14 protein-coding genes are annotated in these 18,698 nt (G+C 58.4%); 7 read left to right on the forward strand and 7 right to left on the reverse strand.

From position 1 onward, the window contains the following. Positions 1 to 28: 28 nt before the first annotated feature. Genes J2R76_RS17540 through J2R76_RS17550 form a run of 3 tightly spaced genes read right to left on the reverse strand, consistent with a single transcriptional unit; the run spans position 29 to position 4,182 of the window. Positions 29 to 1,363 carry a lysine N(6)-hydroxylase/L-ornithine N(5)-oxygenase family protein gene (locus J2R76_RS17540; RefSeq protein WP_253624328.1) on the reverse strand — a complete coding sequence of 445 codons (1,335 nt, stop codon included), beginning with the start codon at positions 1,361 to 1,363 and terminating at the stop codon, positions 29 to 31. Then, the gene (locus J2R76_RS17545) at positions 1,364 to 2,581 is read right to left on the reverse strand and encodes an MFS transporter (RefSeq protein WP_253624329.1); all 1,218 of its coding nucleotides are present in this window, start codon (positions 2,579 to 2,581) and stop codon (positions 1,364 to 1,366) included. Next, positions 2,578 to 4,182, reverse strand: coding sequence for a class I tRNA ligase family protein (locus J2R76_RS17550; RefSeq protein WP_253624330.1), 1,605 nt, complete (start codon positions 4,180 to 4,182; stop codon positions 2,578 to 2,580). Before J2R76_RS17550 ends, J2R76_RS17545 begins: the two co-directional genes overlap by 4 nt. 700 nt (positions 4,183 to 4,882) lie before the next feature. On the opposite strand from J2R76_RS17550, the gene J2R76_RS17555 reads away from it, so the two are divergent. Further along, positions 4,883 to 5,230: a transposase gene (locus J2R76_RS17555; protein ID WP_253624331.1), complete on the forward strand. Its 348-nt coding sequence runs from the start codon at positions 4,883 to 4,885 to the stop codon at positions 5,228 to 5,230. Between the two features lie 11 nt (positions 5,231 to 5,241). Continuing rightward, the gene (tnpB, locus tag J2R76_RS17560; protein ID WP_253624332.1) at positions 5,242 to 5,463 is read left to right on the forward strand and encodes an IS66 family insertion sequence element accessory protein TnpB; all 222 of its coding nucleotides are present in this window, start codon (positions 5,242 to 5,244) and stop codon (positions 5,461 to 5,463) included. On the opposite strand, the gene J2R76_RS17565 is transcribed toward tnpB (J2R76_RS17560), so the two are convergent. The 3 genes from J2R76_RS17565 to J2R76_RS40965 all read right to left on the reverse strand — a co-directional run bounded on the left by J2R76_RS17565 (position 5,434) and on the right by J2R76_RS40965 (position 8,743). Beyond that, positions 5,434 to 7,551 carry a recombinase family protein gene (locus J2R76_RS17565; protein ID WP_253624333.1) on the reverse strand — a complete coding sequence of 706 codons (2,118 nt, stop codon included), beginning with the start codon at positions 7,549 to 7,551 and terminating at the stop codon, positions 5,434 to 5,436. The genes tnpB (J2R76_RS17560) and J2R76_RS17565 overlap by 30 nt on opposite strands. Before the next feature lie 285 nt (positions 7,552 to 7,836). Continuing rightward, a complete protein-coding gene (locus tag J2R76_RS17570; protein ID WP_229172375.1) occupies positions 7,837 to 8,298 on the reverse strand; it encodes a helix-turn-helix domain-containing protein in 462 nt (153 codons plus the stop codon). Positions 8,299 to 8,449: 151 nt separating this feature from the next. Then, the gene (locus tag J2R76_RS40965; RefSeq protein ID WP_253636055.1) at positions 8,450 to 8,743 is read right to left on the reverse strand and encodes a DUF5372 family protein; all 294 of its coding nucleotides are present in this window, start codon (positions 8,741 to 8,743) and stop codon (positions 8,450 to 8,452) included. Between J2R76_RS40965 and tnpB (J2R76_RS40970) the strand changes: the two genes are divergently transcribed. Then, the gene (gene tnpB / locus J2R76_RS40970) at positions 8,734 to 8,949 is read left to right on the forward strand and encodes an IS66 family insertion sequence element accessory protein TnpB (protein ID WP_375166497.1); all 216 of its coding nucleotides are present in this window, start codon (positions 8,734 to 8,736) and stop codon (positions 8,947 to 8,949) included. The two genes, J2R76_RS40965 and tnpB (J2R76_RS40970), sit on opposite strands and share 10 nt — an antisense overlap. Positions 8,950 to 9,023: 74 nt before the next feature. Beyond that, positions 9,024 to 10,616, forward strand: a complete 1,593-nt coding sequence (locus J2R76_RS17575; RefSeq protein ID WP_253624334.1) for an IS66 family transposase — start codon at positions 9,024 to 9,026, stop codon at positions 10,614 to 10,616. A 694-nt stretch (positions 10,617 to 11,310) separates the two neighbouring features. Here J2R76_RS17575 and J2R76_RS17580 read toward each other — a convergent pair. Beyond that, a complete protein-coding gene (locus J2R76_RS17580) occupies positions 11,311 to 12,147 on the reverse strand; it encodes a YopT-type cysteine protease domain-containing protein (protein WP_253624335.1) in 837 nt (278 codons plus the stop codon). Positions 12,148 to 16,510: 4,363 nt separating this feature from the next. Between J2R76_RS17580 and J2R76_RS17585 the strand changes: the two genes are divergently transcribed. From J2R76_RS17585 to J2R76_RS17595, 3 genes are all read left to right on the forward strand, one after another. Then, entirely contained in the window at positions 16,511 to 16,822 is a 312-nt protein-coding gene (locus tag J2R76_RS17585) for a hypothetical protein (protein ID WP_253626020.1), read from the forward strand. Positions 16,823 to 17,004: 182 nt separating this feature from the next. Then, on the forward strand, positions 17,005 to 18,054 hold the full coding sequence (trpD, locus tag J2R76_RS17590; RefSeq protein WP_253626021.1) for an anthranilate phosphoribosyltransferase: 1,050 nt from the start codon (positions 17,005 to 17,007) through the stop codon (positions 18,052 to 18,054). 207 nt (positions 18,055 to 18,261) lie between these two features. Beyond that, positions 18,262 to 18,444 (forward strand): hypothetical protein, encoded by a 183-nt coding sequence (locus J2R76_RS17595; protein ID WP_253624336.1) that lies wholly within the window; start codon positions 18,262 to 18,264, stop codon positions 18,442 to 18,444. Positions 18,445 to 18,698 lie beyond the last annotated feature (254 nt).

The following is an 18,698-nucleotide window of genomic DNA, read 5'->3' on the forward strand; positions in this document are numbered from 1 at the left end:
ATCGCGACACGTTGCCCATTGCCGATCCTCAGCGGGCGCTCTCAGGCACCGCACCATGCCACTTGAGAGCTCCTGTTGCAGGCCCGCAATCGTAAGCTACCCGACCAATGATCGAATTGAGCACCGTTGAGGCGCGCCAAGGAACCAAACTCAGATTTGTGTCGGCGATGCCATGTTGAAATCGTGCGCCATTCTGGACGTATAAGCGGCAGCTTTCGGGGCCATCAAACCGGGCCCGGAACTCCTTGCCGACCACGATCTCCCGAGAGCCACCAGGCGCACTCACAATCGAAAGCCGGTTTGCGACCGGCTCCAGAAAGGGAGGGATCTCGGTACGGTAGCCCGTGGCCAGCACGATAATGTCAGCGACATGTTCTGCGCGGACGCCGGTGGCCTGCTGACGCACTCCCAGGCGAAATGGAGATGTGGCACGCAGCTCCTCAGCCATGGTGTCGACGCGTATTTCGACCTGAGTGGGATACGAACCTCGACCAACCTCGCGATCGTAAAGTGCGTTGTAGATCGCGCGTAGTGTCGATGGGTTGACGCCATCGCTCGCCAAAACCTGCCGTGCAAGGGTTTGCTTTCTGGCGACGTCGCTTTGCTCAAGGAACCATGCGCCAAACTGTGGAAAGAACCACTCATTGACGAAGGGACTATCTTCGAGGGCAAATATGCTTGCGCGGCGCGTGACCCAGGCCAAGGCTCCCAGCGCGCCGCATGCACCGGTTAGCAGATGAAGAAATATTTCTGCTCCGCTTTGTCCCCCACCTACCACAACAACACGCTTGTTGGGGAACTCGCGGCGGCGCAGGAGAAAGGTACTCGCGTGAAACACCTGATTCTCCGGTGCATTTCTGCTCCAGTCAGGAACAGAGGGCACCCGGCCTACGCCGACCACTGCCGTACGGGTCTGATAATCGCGGCGGTTGGTAGCGATACTGAACGCATCACCGCGTAGTTCGACTGCAATAACCTGCTCGCCGAATTGAACGTTCGCTAGCTTTTCTGCTGCCCATTTCAAATAATCTTCAAATTCGCTCCGGCCAACCGAAGCGATTCCTCGAACAATGGCTTGATAAAGCCGTCTTTTCTCGTGCAGGTAGGCGAGAAAGCTATATGCACTGGTCGGATCTGCTGGCGTTACCAGGTCCTTTAAGGGGCTGGTTTGCATAAGAGCCCCATCTAGAAGCAACCCTGGATGCCAACTCGGCGCCTCCGATCTTTCCAGGATGTGTAAGGAAATTTCCGGAATCGGGGCCGCGAGCGCTGCCAGGCTCAGATTCGCCGGGCCTGCGCCGATTGCCGTTACCTGATGGCCGCCGCCCTGCTTCGACATCACACTGTCCGCGAGACGAGCCATTTAGCGCTCCCGGCTGGTTGAAAACACTTGAATTGCGAGAACGATGCCATTGCTACCGACAAGCATCATCATGCTGATCAGCAGATCATCGAAGCTGTGGGCACTCACGATCTGCCCGGCGATATATGGAAATCCGAATAGACCAACGAAGTAGGAAAGCGTGAAGACCTGAGAAGCAACCGCCAATGAAGTCCCGTCTGTACCTGCAATGAAGACGACCATACCGTTCAGAGTCGAATAGCTAAGTCCGTATCCAAGGGCGAATATCGCTGTACCGAGGATGTAGATCTCCGCACTCCTTGCATTGATCAAAAGCAAGAATAGTCCCGCCATGGTGCACACGACGAGAAACGCAGCGACCCACTCAAGCCGGACCTTTCCGATGACGGGCGCCGCCGCGAAGCGCAAGAAAACAGCCGTCAACGTGAAGACTATAAAGAATGTATCGGCGGATTGCCCCCGCGATGAAGCGTAAAGCGTCTGGAACGTGGACAGACCGGAAAACACGCATGCGCCGATGCCGATCATGACGATCGGATAACGCGTATTCGACTTGAAGGCCTCTCGCACGCCCTCAAACGTGAGTCGAACAGTCGCCATTTTGATCTGAGGAGCCTGCGCCAGTGCCCTGCCGGCCAACTCCAGCAGCATGGCGCCAACGAGACATGCAGCCGCGAATAGAGAGTAGACTGCGATATAGGATCCGCAAATCTCCACGACGGTGCGCGCCAGGGGAACAGCAAGTCCGATCCCCAGCATCTGGGATCCGGAAAGCAAGGTGAGATACTTGACACGAGCCGCAGGCCGCACGCGTTCCAGTATTTGAAGCGGCGCCAGCATATAGAAGATTGACCATCCAATGCCGAGCGAGAGCCCGCCGAGATAAGCGAGGAACATAGAAGCCGGCGCCGCTGCAAAACAGATCATTGCAATTGCCATCACCGCGGCAGCAAGGGTGATCGTTCGCATCACCCCAAATAGATCGGCGATCCGGCCAGCTACAAGCGAACATAGTATTGTCGCGATTGTACCGGTCGAAATAACTGTTCCTGCTATGGATGCGCTCTGTGGAGCCGACCGCAGAGCATCCACGAGAAAGAAGCTCGACCCATACGAGGCGGCCACGTTGATGCTACCAAGCATGAATGGAATCGAGACCTCGAGCGGCACTTCATCGGGCAACTTCTCGGCGGCGACAATGTTCGCTGCAGCGCTCATTGTGCAACTTTTCCCGGAAGGCACCGGTCAATGTCTGCGGCTGTCAAGCTGCGCCCATCGATTCTTGGTACGTTTCCGCTTCGTTCGGATGAGGGTCTCGCCGCGCGGGCTGCGAGGGGATGTCCTTCATGACCGAGCCAGTGCCACAGAGCTTCTGTTATCCTGGGCATCAGCGGCCAACCCAGTATGCTGAAGCCCATCAGCCATGTGTAAGCGATCTGATGGTTCGGATTGGAATCAAGACAATCGAGCCATTCGGTTACGGATCTGGACGCGTGCGATACGCGCAGATGATCTAGCGAGAGAGCGGAGCACTGTTGGTCGTACAGCCGCTCCAGCGTGATCATCATTGCATCATCTACGTGACACGCGGCGAAGGCCGGCATCGCGTTGATGATGTCCGTGCAACGGTTGATGACCCCAGCGCTCTTGTCGAGAATTGCATTATAGCGATTAATCAGTTGTTTTGGGATCAGATCGGTTTCCGCTTCTTCGGGGCAGATTTCCGACAGACATGCTCTGAGAATATCGATAGATATATCCGGCACTTGAGCTATTTCACCCGCCCAAATCACGTGGCCGCGGCTGGTGGAGAACTTCGATCCGTTCAACCGAAGGAAACGATTAAAGAAAATTCGGTCAAATTGACGAAATGACTCTTGGCCCAATGCGCATCCGGTAACTCCCACGAGCATCGGAATTGTATTGTCGATGCCGGTCGCGCCGATCAGGAAAGTATCGGAATTGCGCGCAAAGGCACTTGGCGTGCCGGATGTCTCCACATCTTTATGCCCGCAATAGAGGGAATGAGCATAGAGCAACGAGGAGTAGCTAAACAGGATCTGACGTGTGTTGAACTGCCGCGAATTCCAGGACAATCCATGCAGGCCAGGAACGGTCAACCGCATTTGCTGCCCTTTGCGTGCGATATACCGCTTCCCTATCTCCACAAAGCCAGGTTCGATAGCCGCATCGTCCCACGCCCGGACGAGTTGGTCCTTTCGTGCAATTGAGAGAAAGGCAGAAATGTTATCTGTCCATTCTACAATCCGTCCCCGCCTCGACACCGGATTTCGTGCTTCATCTGGCTCGAAATGATGTCCACACTGTTCGCAGAAGAAGCTCCCCGCGGACGCTTCGCATACGGGGCAGGTTGCACCAAACCAGCCTCCAATGCAGAAACGCTCTTCCGTTGGCGTCAGAGCAGAACCAGCATCGTCGACGGGTAGCCGCGCTGCGCGAAATTCCAGCGATCCTGCTGCAGATAATGCATCCATGAGCACGTTGCTGACATTGGAAAACCGCTGAAGATTTTTACCGTGGGCTGGATCATCGAAATGGTCGAAAACGATCCCTAGTGAGGCGAGATCATGAGCAATCCCGACATGGAAGCCATGAGCCAAGTCCGACGGGTCGATGTTCTCGCGGGCTGCTCGGACTAGAACATGGTTCTCGAAACCGTCGGTCGTCAGACCGGAGCGAACATGATGGCCTGCCCTCTTCAGGTGCCTTTGTAGAACGTCTATTCTGAGAAATGGGCCGGCAGCGTGGCCGAGATGTGCCCTGCCATTAGCCGTCAAGTTGACGGGCGAGATATACACGTCGGCGGGATTCGTATTCGCTACGCTTAGCGGTGTGATGATTGGGCTTCTTCTCATATCTGCACAAATGACATCCAGGAATAGATCCTGAAAACACCCGAATAGACATCCAGATAATTCGCCACGACAACGGGAATACGCGCGCGGCTTGATAGGTTACGGCTCCCATCGGGTTGCGGATCCAGGGCGTTCAAAGCGTGTCACACACTCTTTGAATACCTCTAGACCCTCTCCTAGCTGGACACGTCACGGGTCGGTTCACCTCAGCTCGCAACCTGGCCACCCTCTCCACCTCTGCTTAGTCAATCTCACGGGTCGCCTCTGGAGCGATCAAGATGACGCCGTGAAGAAGCAAGCGGCGCGCCAATTCAAAATCGTTGATTTTGCCCATGCCGCGGCCTGCATTTAGGTCGGCTACCAACATTTGGTCATGAATCTGACAGGCGGCTCGGCAGGGCCGGCAAGAGTCCGCCACAGGCTCTTTCCCATTACTCCCTCACGAGCAACGGCGACCTGTGGAATGGGCAACCGACCCCGGCCTGGGCAGCTTCGAGCTCACGATCTACACCGGGCGACCATTCGTAAGCGGCAAGGAGACCCCGTCTGGCGGAGGGGTGAACGATCGGCTATCGGCTGCTGAGTTTGTGAGCCGATGTGAGCTTCTATGTCTGCGCCTAGTTCTGGAACTAAAACCTTCCATATGATCGAAGCGGTCGCTGACCGTCTTGAGGGAGCGCCGCGGCAGCTTCGCCGACGCTGGTCGGACGAGTTTAAGGCCAAAGTCGTGACAGAGGCGCTGGAGCCTGGCGCGAGCGTCTCGGCGATCGCTCGCCGGATTGGCATTCACCCGTCGCAGCTGTTTGCCTGGCGCCGTGATGCTCGGGCGGAACGACATTATCGCGAGCGGCACTCGAGTTGCGGGGGTGAGATGGCGTCTTTGTCAGGCGCAGTGATCGAAATTGCCATTGGCGAGGTGATCGTGCGCGCCGGCGTGGACGTCGACGAGGCGCATCTGCAGAGGGTAATCCGGGCGGTACGTTCGGCATGATCCCCTCTGGCGTGAAGGTGTTCCTGGCCAGCCATCCAGTCGACTTCCGCAAGGGTATCGATGGCCTTGTTGCGCTGGTGCGCGATGCCGGCTCAGATCCGTTCGACGGTGCGCTTTATGTGTTCCGGGCCAAAAGGGCCGACAGAATCAAGATCGTATGGTGGGATGGCTCTGGCGTGTGCCTCTATTTAAACTACGTGCATTCATACTACACCTCCTTCAGCTTCAGTTGAGGGTTTTAGCACCAGTGACGTCGTGAGGGCGGCGGCTCGATCGACAAGACGATTCCATCGGCTGCATTGCTTGCGGGGCAGGTTCGATGTGGGAATCTCGTATAGGCAATAGTGTGCATTGTAGGCATGCCTGGTAACGAGTCCATGTTCAGCCCACCTTGCGAGGGTCGTTTCGTGGATGTTAAGGCGCGCCGCGGCTTCCCGTTTTGTCAGCATTCCGCGATCTCGCAGTCGGTCATAGCGCGAGCGCAAGCCATAGCGATGGACGAGATATGCGACCCGCAAGGCCGTGAAGCGGGTCTCGTGGCGGCCAGGGCGCGCTGATCCACCCGGGCGATATCCTTGCTGGTTGAGAAGTTCGGCAATCTCTGAATAGATGTGTTTGTCGAGGAGCTTGTCGACCAACTCGACGATACCGGGTTGCGTCTTGACCTGCTGCGCGGAAGATTTTGGGCTCATGGTGGTGAGCGTTTGGATTTTGCCGCCCTTGAAGCGAACATGAATTTTGGTGGTTCGTTCCGCCGGCATCTTGATGAGGGTGACATCTTCGATGATGTGAGCGAGCAGCCGTTTGCGTTCACGATCCGGCGTGTCTGGATCTGCCCAAAGCTTTTTGAAGTCGACGGTCATCGCGGTCAGCCGCTCGCGAACAGCTTCATCGAGGAAGAGCTGATCCTGCTCTCGCGCGCGCTCGCGATCGTCGCGGGCTTTGGCCAGCACGCGGAGCTTGTCATTCCATTCGCCTTCGAGCGTGTCGGCGACGAGACGATTATTGGGGTCGACCAACATGAAGCGGCGCTGAGCGAGATCCGCTTCGATTTTGGCCCGTTCGATCGCCCGACAGCGCAGCCGGTCTGCTTCCTCATACCTGGCTTCGATCTCCTTGCGGATGTCGAGCGTCAACTCGACGGCGGCCGGCGTCATCTGTTCGGCAATCAGCATGCCGATGGCTTTATCGATCTGAGGCCCGGCGATTGACTGGCAGTTTGGCTCGCCACGATAACCGTGAGCGCGATCACAGACGTACCAGGCATCCAGCCGTCCGCGCCGGGCAGTGTAGCGGATGCGAAAATGTTTACCGCATTGCCCGCACACCGCCCGTCCTTGCAGCAGTGCCGTCCCCTCCCGAGGAGGCGATGCGCGCGCCACTTCATATCCTCGACCGTTGGTCTTGAGAATTTTGAGATTCTCCTGGAACTGCTCCCACGTGATGTAGCCGGGATGGGCATCCGGGATACAAGCCAGCCAGTCATCGTGGTCACGCCGCTGCAGAGTCTTCTTACCGTCGATGGTTCGTCGATAGCGCCGGCGTCCATAGGCGTAGGCGCCGGCATACCGCGGATTGTTCAAGACGCGTATCGCCGTTGACGCGGTCAGTGTCCGAAACACCGTGGTCTCGCTGTTGCGCAGACGCGAGGGAAACAGAAGGCCCTCCTTGCGAAAGGCCTTGACGGTCTGGCATGCGGAGCCCACGCGAGAGAACGTGTCGAAGAAATGGACGATTGTCTCCCTGATCTGAGTGTCGGGATCGAACGTCACGTTGCCGGAGTGGTCATAGATCAGCCCGGTTGGCAAGACGCAGCGGTACTCGCCGCGCCTGACCTTGTTGAGGATTCCGCCGCGCAGCCTTGCTTTGATCACATGCAACTCGGCCTCACTCATTGTGCCCTTGAGCCCGAGCAGGAGGCGGTCATTGAAGCTTGACGGATCGTAGACGCCATCCTCATCGAGGATCAGGGTGTCGGCTAGTGCGCAGATCTCCAGCAAACGCTGCCAGTCAGCATTGTTCCGCGCCAGGCGGGAGACCTCCAGGCCCATCACGATGCCGGCGTGCCCCATGCCGACGTCGCTGACCAGGCGCTGAAAGCCCTCGCGCCAGACAGCCGATGCACCGGACTCGCCCTGATCGCTGTCGATGACGATTATTTGCTCGTCGCGCCAGCCAAGGGCAATTGCGCGTCCACGAAGTGCATATTGCCGCTTCGCGCTCTCGACGTTCTCGATGACTTGTCGCATCGAGGACTGGCGAATGTAGAGGTAGGCACCCCGTTCGAGGTGGTGAGGCTGGACTTTGAGGGACTCCTTCATGGCGTTCTCCGCTCGGGTGTGCTCATCGCCATTGTCGCGAGCACGTAAACGACAGCTGTGTGCTCGTTACGCGGCACTGGTGGAGTATACGAGGCAACTGACTGTTGAACGGGGGCTGCGGCGGCCAGCGTCTGCGCCCACCCCCACATGCCCCGGCGCAGAAAAAGCATGAGGCCACTGCGGGCCGTAGGCGGCAGCGCTTCGCCGAGAGCTGCCATACGCAGCACCTCATACTGGGCCGCAATGGCGGTCGAGAGGATCGAACACGCCGGTGTCGTGGGGTGTTCATCCGGCAGTTTTTTTTAATGCTCGCTCGATCGTCCTGGGATGAACCTCGATGCCGAGCTCGGCGCGGATCAAGCTCGCCAGCTCCCGAGCGCGAACCGGCTCGCCCGGGACCAGCCGCGCCTGCAGGAAGGCGAGGACCTCGCCCTGGACCTTGTGGGGGCCGCGGGGGCCCGGCTTCTTTGGGACCAGTCCCGCAATCCCGGCGGCATCGAAGCTCGCCTTCGCTTGGTAGTAGGTCGGCCTGGAGACGCCATACTCGTCGGAAGCCTCCGTCACCGAAGCGTTGTCGATCGAGACACGGCGCAGCATCTCGTACTTGACCTGCACGGCGTCGTGCGGATCGAAGAACTCGCTTCCCTGAAACTTTGGATCGCGCACCTTCTCGGGCGTCGGATTGAGCGTGCCCTCCTCGAGGAGGGCGTCGATCTTTGAGCGCTTGCTGTCGTGCTTCGCCGGCACCGTCGGCTCCGAGCGTACAAGAAGGCGTTAACGTAAATATATTTACGCCGCTAAATGCATCGCTGTCAAGGTCGCGAAAGTAGCCTATAGCGCATTTATAACCCGTATTTGATGAAGCGATGCGGACAAAAGAGGGCTGATGCGGCATTAATCACCTTACATCTGCGGCATAATCATCCTTACGGTTTGCGCGCGATCGCAACGCTGCCCCGTCGGAAAGGCGCTTCACCAGGCTGGCCAGCTCCATCAGGTCGAAAGTACGCAAAAGTGCCCGTCCATGACCCATGACGATCTCTGCGTCCGGGCTCACAAGGTCCGTCCATTGCGGAGGAACCGACCATACGGTCGCGCCGTCGCCCTGCAGCAAGAGGCGTTCGCCATACCGGTTGTATCGTTTGCCGACGCAGAGAAGCTGCCGCCCAAACAATGGGTGGAATGGATGCATCACCCGCACAAACTGCCGCGCTGCATCCGAAGAGTCTGCATTCTCAGTTGAGGTACAAACGGCTTGAGAAGGCGAGGTTCTGCTGGCCGCGGATCGGACATCATCGGGTGCAGCTGAATGCTGCGCAGTTGATGGCCCTGGTCGATGGGATGGACTGGAAGCGGGTCCGGACCGCGGCGGTCAAGCCGCCGGAGATTGTTGGGTAAAAGCACTGCGGCGAAGTGAATCAGCGGCCTGAAAGGGCAAGAGAAACGGAGCAAGATGTGCTCTGGTCGGGTCAATGACGCCGCCCGATCTCAGCCTCCCGAATGACGTAGAGACGCTGAAGGCCATGGTTCTTGCCATGGCCGAGAAAGCGGCCCGCGCCGATGCTCTGGCGAGCGAAGTCGCCGATCTCAAGGCCCGCAACGCCGATGCCGATACGCGCATCGAGCGGCTGACGCAGATCCTGAAGGCCTTCGACCGCGCCCGGTTCGGCCGACGATCGGAAAAGCTCGGCTCGGCGAATGGCGACGATGAACAGCAGGCCTTCGTCTTCGAGGAGATCGAGACCGGCATCGCTGCGATCAAGGCCCAGGTCAGCAAGGGCCGTGCGCAGGCGGATGGCAAGCGTGCACCGCGTCGGCGCAAGGGCTTTGCGCCCCATCTGGAACGGATCGAAACTGTCATTGAGCCGGAAGAGCTGGCTGAGCATGCCGGCAAGCAGAAGGTGCTGATCGGCGAGGACGTGTCGGAGCGCCTGGATGTGGTGCCGGCGAAGTTCCGGGTGATCGTCACGCGCCGTCCCAAGTATGCCTTCAAGAACGCGGACGGTGTGATCCAGGCGACGGCCCCGGCCCACATCATCGAAGGAGGCATTCCGACGGAAGCCCTTCTGGCCCACATCGCCGTCGCCAAATATGCCGATGGCCTGCCGCTCTACCGGCAGGAGGACATCTACGCCCGCGATCATGTCGAGCTCGACCGCCAGCTGATGGCCCAATGGATGGGTAAGCTCGGCTTCGAGCTCGAGATCATTGCCGACTACATCTTTAGCGAGGTCAAGAAGGCCGAACGGGTCTTTGCCGACGAAACCACTTTGCCGACGCTCGCTCCGGGCTCCGGATCGACCAAGACGGCCTACTTATGGGCCTATGCCCGGGATGACCGAACCTTTGGCCGCAACGGTCCGCCGATGGTGGCTTATCGCTTCGAAGACAGCCGCGCCGGCGAATGCGCGGTCCGCCATCTCAATGGTTATCGCGGTATCCTGCAGGTGGATGGCTATGGCGCCTATAACAAGCTCGCGCGATCCGATCGCGGCAATGATGGCATCACATTGGCTGGCTGCTGGTCACACTGCAGACGCAAGTTCTACGAGCTGCATGTTGCAGGGAGCTCAGAAGTGGCAACGGCGACGGTCGAGCGGATGGCAAGGCTCTGGCAGGTCGAGAAAACCGTGCGCGGTCAAAGCCCCGACGCTCGCGTTGCCGCGCGCCAGCAAACCTCCGCGGCGATCGTCGCAGATCTCTTCGATCTCTGGCAGCAGACCTTGCGGCGGATCTCCGGCAAATCAAAATTGGCCGAGGCGATCCGCTATGCCGTCTCGCGCCGTGCCATCTTCGAACGCTTCCTGACCGATGGACGTATCGAGCTCGACTCCAACGTCGTCGAACGCGCCATCCGGCCACAAACAATCACGAGAAAGAATAGCCTCTTCGCTGGCAGCGACGGCGGCGGACGAACCTGGGCGACCATCGCAACGCTGCTGCAGACGGCGAAAATGAACAACGTCGATCCGTTCGCCTGGCTCGCCTTAACACTTCAGCGTATCGCCAACGGCTGGCCGAGCAGCCAAATCGACGCGCTTATGCCATGGAACCACGCAGCCTGACGGCCTCAGCTTGCCGCTTACGACCATTCCGGCCATTGCAAGGCTTCAGATGATGCCGCCCAAGCGGACGACCGCGCAGCGATCAAGGGATGCATGCGCTCTCACTGGACGAGATCCGATAGCTTACTGCGAAACACGGACCTTACCGACCAGCCGATTGCGCTTCGGAGCAGGTCGTTTCCGCGCGTCGCTGAGAACTGGCCGGCGAACGTGCCGACCTCCGCAGGTCGGCAAGGCCATTGAAGCCGACACCAGGAGCTTAACCCTGTTTTTGGAAGGTTGAGACGGCTTCAATCCTGCGCCTCAAGGAGTCGAGTGGTCGCCCCAACTCAACCGAGACCATTCAACAGACACCGTTATTGCGCTTTCCCGCGGCGCGCAATCCTGGCGTAGGGCGACTCAGCCTCCTTAAGTTTGAGGCAGGCGTCCTCTGTCGTGCGTGAGCTGTCGGTCTCTTCCAAGCAAGCAAGGCAATCTCGCGAACGTACAGCACCTCATGCGCAACCATCGTGAATCTCGGCGCCAAGCTGCGATACCTTCAGGGCACTGCCGGGACGTGGGCAGCAAATTCGATCTTCGATGGCTTCGGAGTTGGCACCTCAAACCAATGCGGCTTCCGATCGCGATCGTTGCCGTCATGCAAAACAATTCGGGCGAGGACGTCGGACCGGCCTCCGGAGCCCTGATATGCCACTCACGTCATTCTTTGCGTGACGACCGTGGATATTCGAAGCCTGTTCGGGGGATTCCTGTATCGGTCGCCGAGACTTTTAAACAACTCGCCCATCTGGTCTGACCGAACAGTAAATTCTCCATAATTTGGATCAAACAGGGTCGTCATTCCATTCGATGTCGAGGTCGCAATTGTATGCGCATCACGCGGTTTAAAACGCAGGCTGATCAGATAGACCGATGGATCGTGGGTAACTTCATGCACTATCCGGGCAATTCCGGAGGACGTTCCAAACTCATATCGAGTCTGAGCGTTCGCAGGATCTAATCCCGCCTCCCGCAACATAGCGGTTTTTGCCTCAAGGTTGGTAGAATCTCCCGCCCTGTCACTTCGCATCAACGCCTTGAGATCTTCATACCGTTGCTGCCGCACTGCCGCCGAGGCATGATTTTCAGCGCCCGGTACCAGCGCGCGCATTCGAGACGATGGACTTCTGGCGAGATTGAGGAGCCACTCAGCTGCCAAGCCCACGCAGATGCCATTGACATTGGCGCCAGATAATTCGGCAGTTCTGTATCGGAACAAAGGCTGGCCCGGCTCCGCCGGAGAGGCCGAACTTGAACCGGAAGACAGAGAAGAGGTGGTGAGGTCCGATGAGACCGGGGTGTGAACGTTCGCATCCGAGGTATACGGCCTGCTGCAGCAGAGCCCCATTTTATCCGACAGCTCTTCGGGAGGCAGGCTCTCTTCCTGCGCGAGAGCCGTAAGCACTTGCTCGAAGTTGCTGTTATCCGTCGACTGACTCAGTTCGTCCGCTTGATCGGCGCGCATGGCTTGATCAATTACCGGATTGAACATGGCGGTCCCGTGCCTCTAGCGCATGCTTGCCTGGACCGAGTGGGGCCGGGCGAGCTCTACCTGCGAATGGTATTGCGGCAAGCTGACGACGAGCTGACGAGCAAGAACAGGTTGGAGAAGCCGCCGCATGGCGTCTCTTGGATGGCCACCTTTTCCGCTTACCTAATCGCGGCCGAAATGCCGGCGCCCTGGTCGACGACTTCAAGGATACGGAGTGGCCGGGCACAGTCGTCGGAGGATGCAATTTTATCCCGAGCTCGGGTTTGGCGCGGCTCTCCACGCAGATTTGACGCGGCGATGGCCCGATTCTGACGCGGTCGTTCCCGCAATTCGCCAGCACGGGGCTCGCCGGGCCGGTGCGTTATCATCACCTCCTGTTTTGCTGGGCTGGCAAGCCCGCGACGTTAGGCAAACGGAACAGCCGACACCTTCCGTTGCGGTGTGGGGCTGACAACAGCGCCGAACCACTTCTTTTCATCTGCCACGCGGACAATCCTTAGCCTACCTCATGCGGTCGCACTCATGCGGGCAAACCACATTGCCGCCTCCGATGGGCCGAGCCCAACGACGCCTACAAAGCCCGATGGCGGCATCGGGATGTCCCGATGAGTTGGCCTCCACAGATGCAGGCAATACCGACTGTTATTTACATATTGCGAGTGTGGGGGATGCAGCTGCATCACGCATTCCTCTTCATCCCAGAACAGGTTTTTGACGAAGCACATCTCTTCCCAATTCGGACAACGTCGCGGTGTTGAGACAGCGACATGCTCCCAGCCAGGACGAATTAATCCGCTGATCCTCAGTTCACAGCCGCAAGGTCCCTGTACAACGAACATGCCGCAAGGACCTGATCCTGGAAGGCTGGCAAACTGGCCATATTGTACGCGACCGGCCTCCAGCCTCTCTATTATTTGCGTCCGCACGTTTCCTCCTTTGCCTCGTGGACCGCCTTGAAGTCGATGTAGATGACGTTGTTGTTTTGTAACTCACAACTTGACGCATGTTCCGTCCTCTTTGGGACGGCGCTCCAATACCATTCTTCAGCGAACCACCTGCTGAGAAAGCCGCAGATGTCCATCACTTGTTCTCCTGTCTTTTTTGACGCTGACGCCCTGCCCAGGGCGCTTGCCAGTCCTTGCGGGGCCTTTATTGCCCGAATGCAAACCGTGCTAGATCCACTCGATAATGACCCGGCGCATAGGTTGAGAATTGCCACTCTGGGAAGCTCGGCGGCTATGGGAGCCGACATCTCGATCACCGCACAAGACCCATGCGGAGCGCCTTGCTCATCGACTGCAGCGTACACCGCCGAACAACGTGCGCATCAGCATACGATGTAGCCTTGAGCTTTAGCAGTTAACGCACAATGTTTCGTTGCGTGCGCCGCGTCGAGGTCTCGCGCAGATGCGCTTGATCCTACAGAGGCGTCGAGGGCCACCACCTCATCGCCGCCGGATCGACCACCATGCTTGGTATGCACTCCGACATGGCCTGACATCTACATTCCATTATCGCTCGCAATACCACAGCATATTTCGCCTATCCTCGTTCAATGCTTCGCGAGCGCGATTATTGCTGCCTCACCACCTGTCCTACGATCATTCGCTGCTTTCTGCTCGCCGGCTCTGAAACAGTGCCAATGCGTCATCTATGTGACCGTAATTGATTCGTGCGGTAGCAAAATCGAAATGGGCTCGCGTCACGCCGTGACGGTTAAGCATACATTGTCCCCATACCGATAACATCCATGGGTTGATGCGATCTCGTAAGCTAGTAGTCAGAGAAGCTGATTAGTCTATCTATCTTGAGGCACTGCAATCGCGCTGCCGCCGGCTGCCCCTTTGCCGCGTCCCTACAATGCAACTCCCACCCCCTATTTGTCGAATGTCGCTAGCGAGCTCTTGCCTTCTTTCGATGCCGATGTCGCCTTCCGGACACCAAGGTGGCAACTCCGACCAAGGGCAGCGAGCTCGCGTAGCTTCCTTCGCATCAAGGCTGCGCCGGCACCTGTCTGCTCGTGGCATGCTGATTGCTGCAGTTGAGTCCAGGCTGAGTCCAGGCGCCACTTATCTGGCTATTTGTTTAGTTCTGAGCGATGCGCTGCCCAGCGCCCCTCAGCTTTGGTAGCACCACCTCTAACCGCCCATTGCATGAGAACGCCATCACCTGGATGCAGGTGGCGCTGCAAACAAGACTCTGACAACCCGAACCATGAAGGAAGACTGCGAACTTATGAACGATACGATGCATTTGGAAACCAACCGTTCCCCGCGGACCAGTGCGGCACGTGGTCAATGACTCACTGGCGCGCACCGAAGGACCCCACTGTCAGGCATTATGGTGCCGATTGCCGTTGTTCGCAGGCGCAACGGCGATGGAACCTATGGCCGCTGGCCGCACTCCTCTTGGGTGCGCTGCTCTGGGCCAGCATTTACTGGATCGTCGCAGCGGTCTTATGAGCCAAAGAAGCAAGCAGAACCGAAAAATCGCAAGGAAAGCTGCGTTGGGTGGCACGCCCACGCACCTCCCGACCTCGGCGGTCCGATTGCAGGGCAGGAATATGCCCGCCGTCAGTGGGAAGCGGACACTTCTTTCACGAGCCAGCCTTGTCTTTCACGAGCCAGCCTTGCGCCCCGGCTTGGCTAGCGGGATATGAATTCGCAACTGAGGCAAGAAGACGCACCGGCATACCATGCCGAACCAGCTTCGAGGCCACTCAATGTGCCTCGAAGCCAAAAGGGCCATCGTGGACCAAAGCGCCAAATTCAGCGCTACTTGCTTGGATGCGCCGATTGCCGAGTGACATTTGCTCCGCGATTGGCGCTGCGGCCGTCCAGCTTTGGCGCAGCTTCTCGATGCCCAGCAAAGCCCTACAGCTCTCGCTCTGGCCATGTTTCGTCCTCCCTTCTATGCGTCTGCCACTCTTGGGCACGCCGAGCCAGCTTATCGTACTCGATCGCAACGTTAAGAAGCCTGTCTCTGGGTTTACCGTAAGCGAGTCCTTCCGCCTTTTTTCGCGTTGCTTCCGCACGGCTTCGCCAGTGGTCGGGCTGATAGAGTTTACTTTTCGGATTCATGCCGTGAGCATGCAATTGAGACATCAAAGAAATGCGACACGGCGCTCCGTATAATCACGTAAGCGCCGGCGGCCATCAAAGCGCCATTCGCCACCGCAGCGGATACTCGGTCGACTTGATTCAAGAAGAGGCTTGAATCATACGCAGCGTCAGATTGTACGATCCCGGACAGGCTGGGACCGCCTCCGACAATCCAGACGCTTGCTGCAGGCAGTGAGAAGAGCGAATGTGTCAAACATCTAAACTCACCTGGCGAGAGTCGCGCGGGATCACACGCTTCTGCAGACACGTGCCTGTTCACACGTTATCCGAGGCTACCTCGGCCAACGGCGGAAGCAATCGGGCCCTTCGATATTTCTACAGAAGGCATCATCCCGATCGCCGTCTCCACATTAATGTGGCGCGCAGGCCGACTACACTAAACATGACCTGCTGGTGTCCCAGCAGGGTTCGTTACGCAGGATCAATTGCGTCATCAGCTAGCGCACCTGGCGTTTGGCCCTCTCTCTGCCTCGATAGGTCCGGCACCAGGCCGCAGGTCTTGTTCGATCCCGTATCGCGCAGGCGTGACGGCAACTATCGGCCGTGAGGTGGGGCTGCGCTCAAACACCGAAAGACGTACCACGCCGAATACCTCAGGACATCGAGGCATACCAGAGTAGGCGAGACGGAACTCGGGAGCATTGCACCTGGCGCTACACGTCTATTGGCCGACGGACAGAGGATTTTGCGCTTCGCTCAAGACATCGCAGACCACCACTCTTAAGGAATGACATGACTCAAGACCAACTGACCGGTTTGGCTTCGCTCCTCAAATCCTGCCGCGCCGTCGCTCTAGCTGCCGCAGTGACTGCTGTAATCCCGCGGCAGGTAAACGCGCGAGATCAAGCCCCGACTCCCGAGGAGAGACAGGCGTGTATGGAGGACGTGTTCCGCCTTTGCAGCAATCACATACCGAGCTACGTCGCTATCCTTGCTTGCCTCAGATCCAAGCACAACAGCCTCAGCCAGCAATGCCGTTACGTGATCTCCTCACGAGATACGGGCAAGAATGGCGGCACCTCGAAGTAGAGGATCGGGTGGCCTGCTCGCCCGCCTCACGTTCCGAGATAGCCCACCTCGCACGCAGGACGGTCACGAAACGTCGGCAGGGAAGCAGGGAGCCCGGCCATTCACGACGGTTTGGTCCCTTGATGCTTATCTGGATAGGCAAATGCAACAATTGCCCTAGATAGCCGCTCGCATCGTCAAAAACATTACGTAAGCTTGGACTGCGTTCTGCAATTTCGTACGACGAACTAGATGCGAGAACACCCGCCGTCTCCATGGCCGACCTGGCCATTCAGGTCGGCGGCAGAACGCCGATCACAAGTTATCTCGATCCTGGGCAGATCATCGCGGCCGCCGACCACGCGCGCGCCGGCGGGATGCTCCCGGCTATGGGCTGCTGCTTTCCGAAGTGCGGAGTTCGCCAGAGCCGTGACAATCGCCGGCGTTGCGTTCGCCATCTTTGCTGGCGTAGCGACGGCCCTGCTCTCATCGGCCAGCGATCTCTTGACAGCATCCACGACATGGAGAGCTTGACCCTCACGTAGCGTCAGGTTGTAGCCTTGCCAAAATGGCGGTGCCAAAACCACCCGATCACTCAAACGTCGACGTTCGGCCGTGCGTCGATGGGCACGACGGCTTCATCAAGACAGGCAATGCCATGCCTCTTCAACAAACGCCTCCGTTGAAGCGAAGCGCTTCGGATGCCGACAATGAACGTGTAAAGTCGATGGAAGCGCTGAAATCAATTATCGGTAAAGTTGCTACCGGCGCCACTCTGACCCGTGCGGAAGCTGCATCAGCATTCGATGGCCTGTTGTCGGGTCATGCGACTCCGTCGCAGATCGGCGGCTTGTTGATGGGTTTGCGAGTCAGGGGCGAAACTATCGAAGAGGTCACCGGAGCCGTCTCCGCGGCGCGCGAGAGAATGCCGCGGATCGAGATCGCATGCGATCCCATTAATATGGTTAGTACGAGCGACAGCGTTGCGTATTCGGCCGCCGTCATGACCTGCGCCTCCTTTATCGTCGCCGGAGCCGACGTTCCTGTCGCCAGGCATGCCCACAGCGATACATCTTCATGTCCTAGCACGGCAGGCCTGTTGGCGCATCTCGGTGTCAACGTTGACCTCAAGCCTGAGGCCGTTGCGCGCTGTGTCAACGAAGCCGGAATCGGCTTCTCATTTGCGTCGGCCCATTATCCAGCGATGCAGCGCGTCGGCCAGATCCGGACCGCACTTGGGACCCATACCATCCTTAACCTCATCGGGCCCCTGTCCAGTCCGACCAGGGCCAAGCGGCAGATCGTTGGGACATTTGCTCGCGAATGGGTCCAGCCTCTGGCTTACGTGTTGAAAAACCTCGGCGTCGAATCGGCATGGGTGGTTCATGGCTCTGACGGGGTCGGCGAAGTTACCCTCGCCGGACCGACCTTTGTTGCTGCGCTTGCGGCCGGCACAGTGCGCAGCTTTGAAGTAACGCCGGAACAAGCCGGGCTTGCCCGCTGCGACAAGGAGACGCTGGAGAGCGGCGAAGCGAAGGCCAATGCCGTCGCCCTGCAAGACGTACTCAATGGCATTCCAGGTCCACTTCGCGACGCTGCACTTTTAAATGCGGCGGCGACACTGATCGTGGCTGGCCGCATCCAGACGCTGCGGGAGGGCGTCGCCCTTGCACAACATGCGCTTGACGGTGGCCGCGCAGCCGTTCGACTGAAACGCCTGATTGCGGTCTCCAACGGCTCCGGGTTCGAAGGAGATTCCGGCGGAGGCCGATCGTGACAAGCGCTAAGCAATTTCAGCTGCGAATGGGCGTCGACTCCTTGGAGCTTTCGATGAGCATGTGCCGCCTGCCGCGCGCCGATCAAGGCAATCCGCATTAAGCACGCGGGTTCGAGAGCCGTTCCTGTTCATCTGCGAGAGTCTGCTCCCTGTTGCCGAGAGAGAGACCCGCGGCGTGCGCTGCGTTCCAAAGGAGATAATCAGATAATGTCATCACAGAAGCTGGAAGCACTCGGATCCATCGCAATGATAGAACACATCATTCGAAAGTTTCGTGAATTGATCGATACGGACGGCTCGATCCCGCCCGAGCTGCGGGGTTCGCTGCATGCGACGCTCGATGTGCATCTTCTAGATGCGAAAAAGCGTGTTCTCTTGCGAGTGCATTGAGCGCGCTAACCAGGGCGGCACTCCGGTCGAAAGCTGATTATGAAGCACCAGTTATCCCCTGGCTAGGGAAACTGCTGTCTATCCAGCCGGCAGACCTCCGTCCGGCAATGCGAACTCTGGCAAACGGTGCCGCCATCGTGACATCGTGACGCCCGGAGCGGCCGGCGGACGACGTCGACCGATAGAGAATTACATGACTCCATCTGCATCGCACTCGTCGTGCTTGCTTGTCGGCATTCGCTCCTCTGAGTTGC

Source organism: Bradyrhizobium sp. USDA 4532, assembly GCF_024171315.1.
Classification (GTDB): Bacteria; Pseudomonadota; Alphaproteobacteria; order Rhizobiales; family Xanthobacteraceae; genus Bradyrhizobium; species Bradyrhizobium australafricanum.

Coding starts and splice junctions, on each gene's coding strand:
- J2R76_RS17540 (WP_253624328.1), bottom strand. CDS start 1,363: ATGGCTCGTCTCGCGGACAGTGTGATGTCGAAGCAGGGCGGCGGCCAT.
- J2R76_RS17545 (WP_253624329.1), bottom strand. CDS start 2,581: ATGAGCGCTGCAGCGAACATTGTCGCCGCCGAGAAGTTGCCCGATGAA.
- J2R76_RS17555 (WP_253624331.1), top strand. CDS start 4,883: ATGATCGAAGCGGTCGCTGACCGTCTTGAGGGAGCGCCGCGGCAGCTT.
- J2R76_RS17565 (WP_253624333.1), bottom strand. CDS start 7,551: ATGAAGGAGTCCCTCAAAGTCCAGCCTCACCACCTCGAACGGGGTGCC.
- tnpB (WP_375166497.1), top strand. CDS start 8,734: ATGGATGCATCACCCGCACAAACTGCCGCGCTGCATCCGAAGAGTCTG.
- J2R76_RS40965 (WP_253636055.1), bottom strand. CDS start 8,743: ATGCATCCATTCCACCCATTGTTTGGGCGGCAGCTTCTCTGCGTCGGC.
- J2R76_RS17575 (WP_253624334.1), top strand. CDS start 9,024: ATGACGCCGCCCGATCTCAGCCTCCCGAATGACGTAGAGACGCTGAAG.
- J2R76_RS17580 (WP_253624335.1), bottom strand. CDS start 12,147: ATGTTCAATCCGGTAATTGATCAAGCCATGCGCGCCGATCAAGCGGAC.
- trpD (WP_253626021.1), top strand. CDS start 17,005: ATGGAAGCGCTGAAATCAATTATCGGTAAAGTTGCTACCGGCGCCACT.
- J2R76_RS17595 (WP_253624336.1), top strand. CDS start 18,262: ATGTCATCACAGAAGCTGGAAGCACTCGGATCCATCGCAATGATAGAA.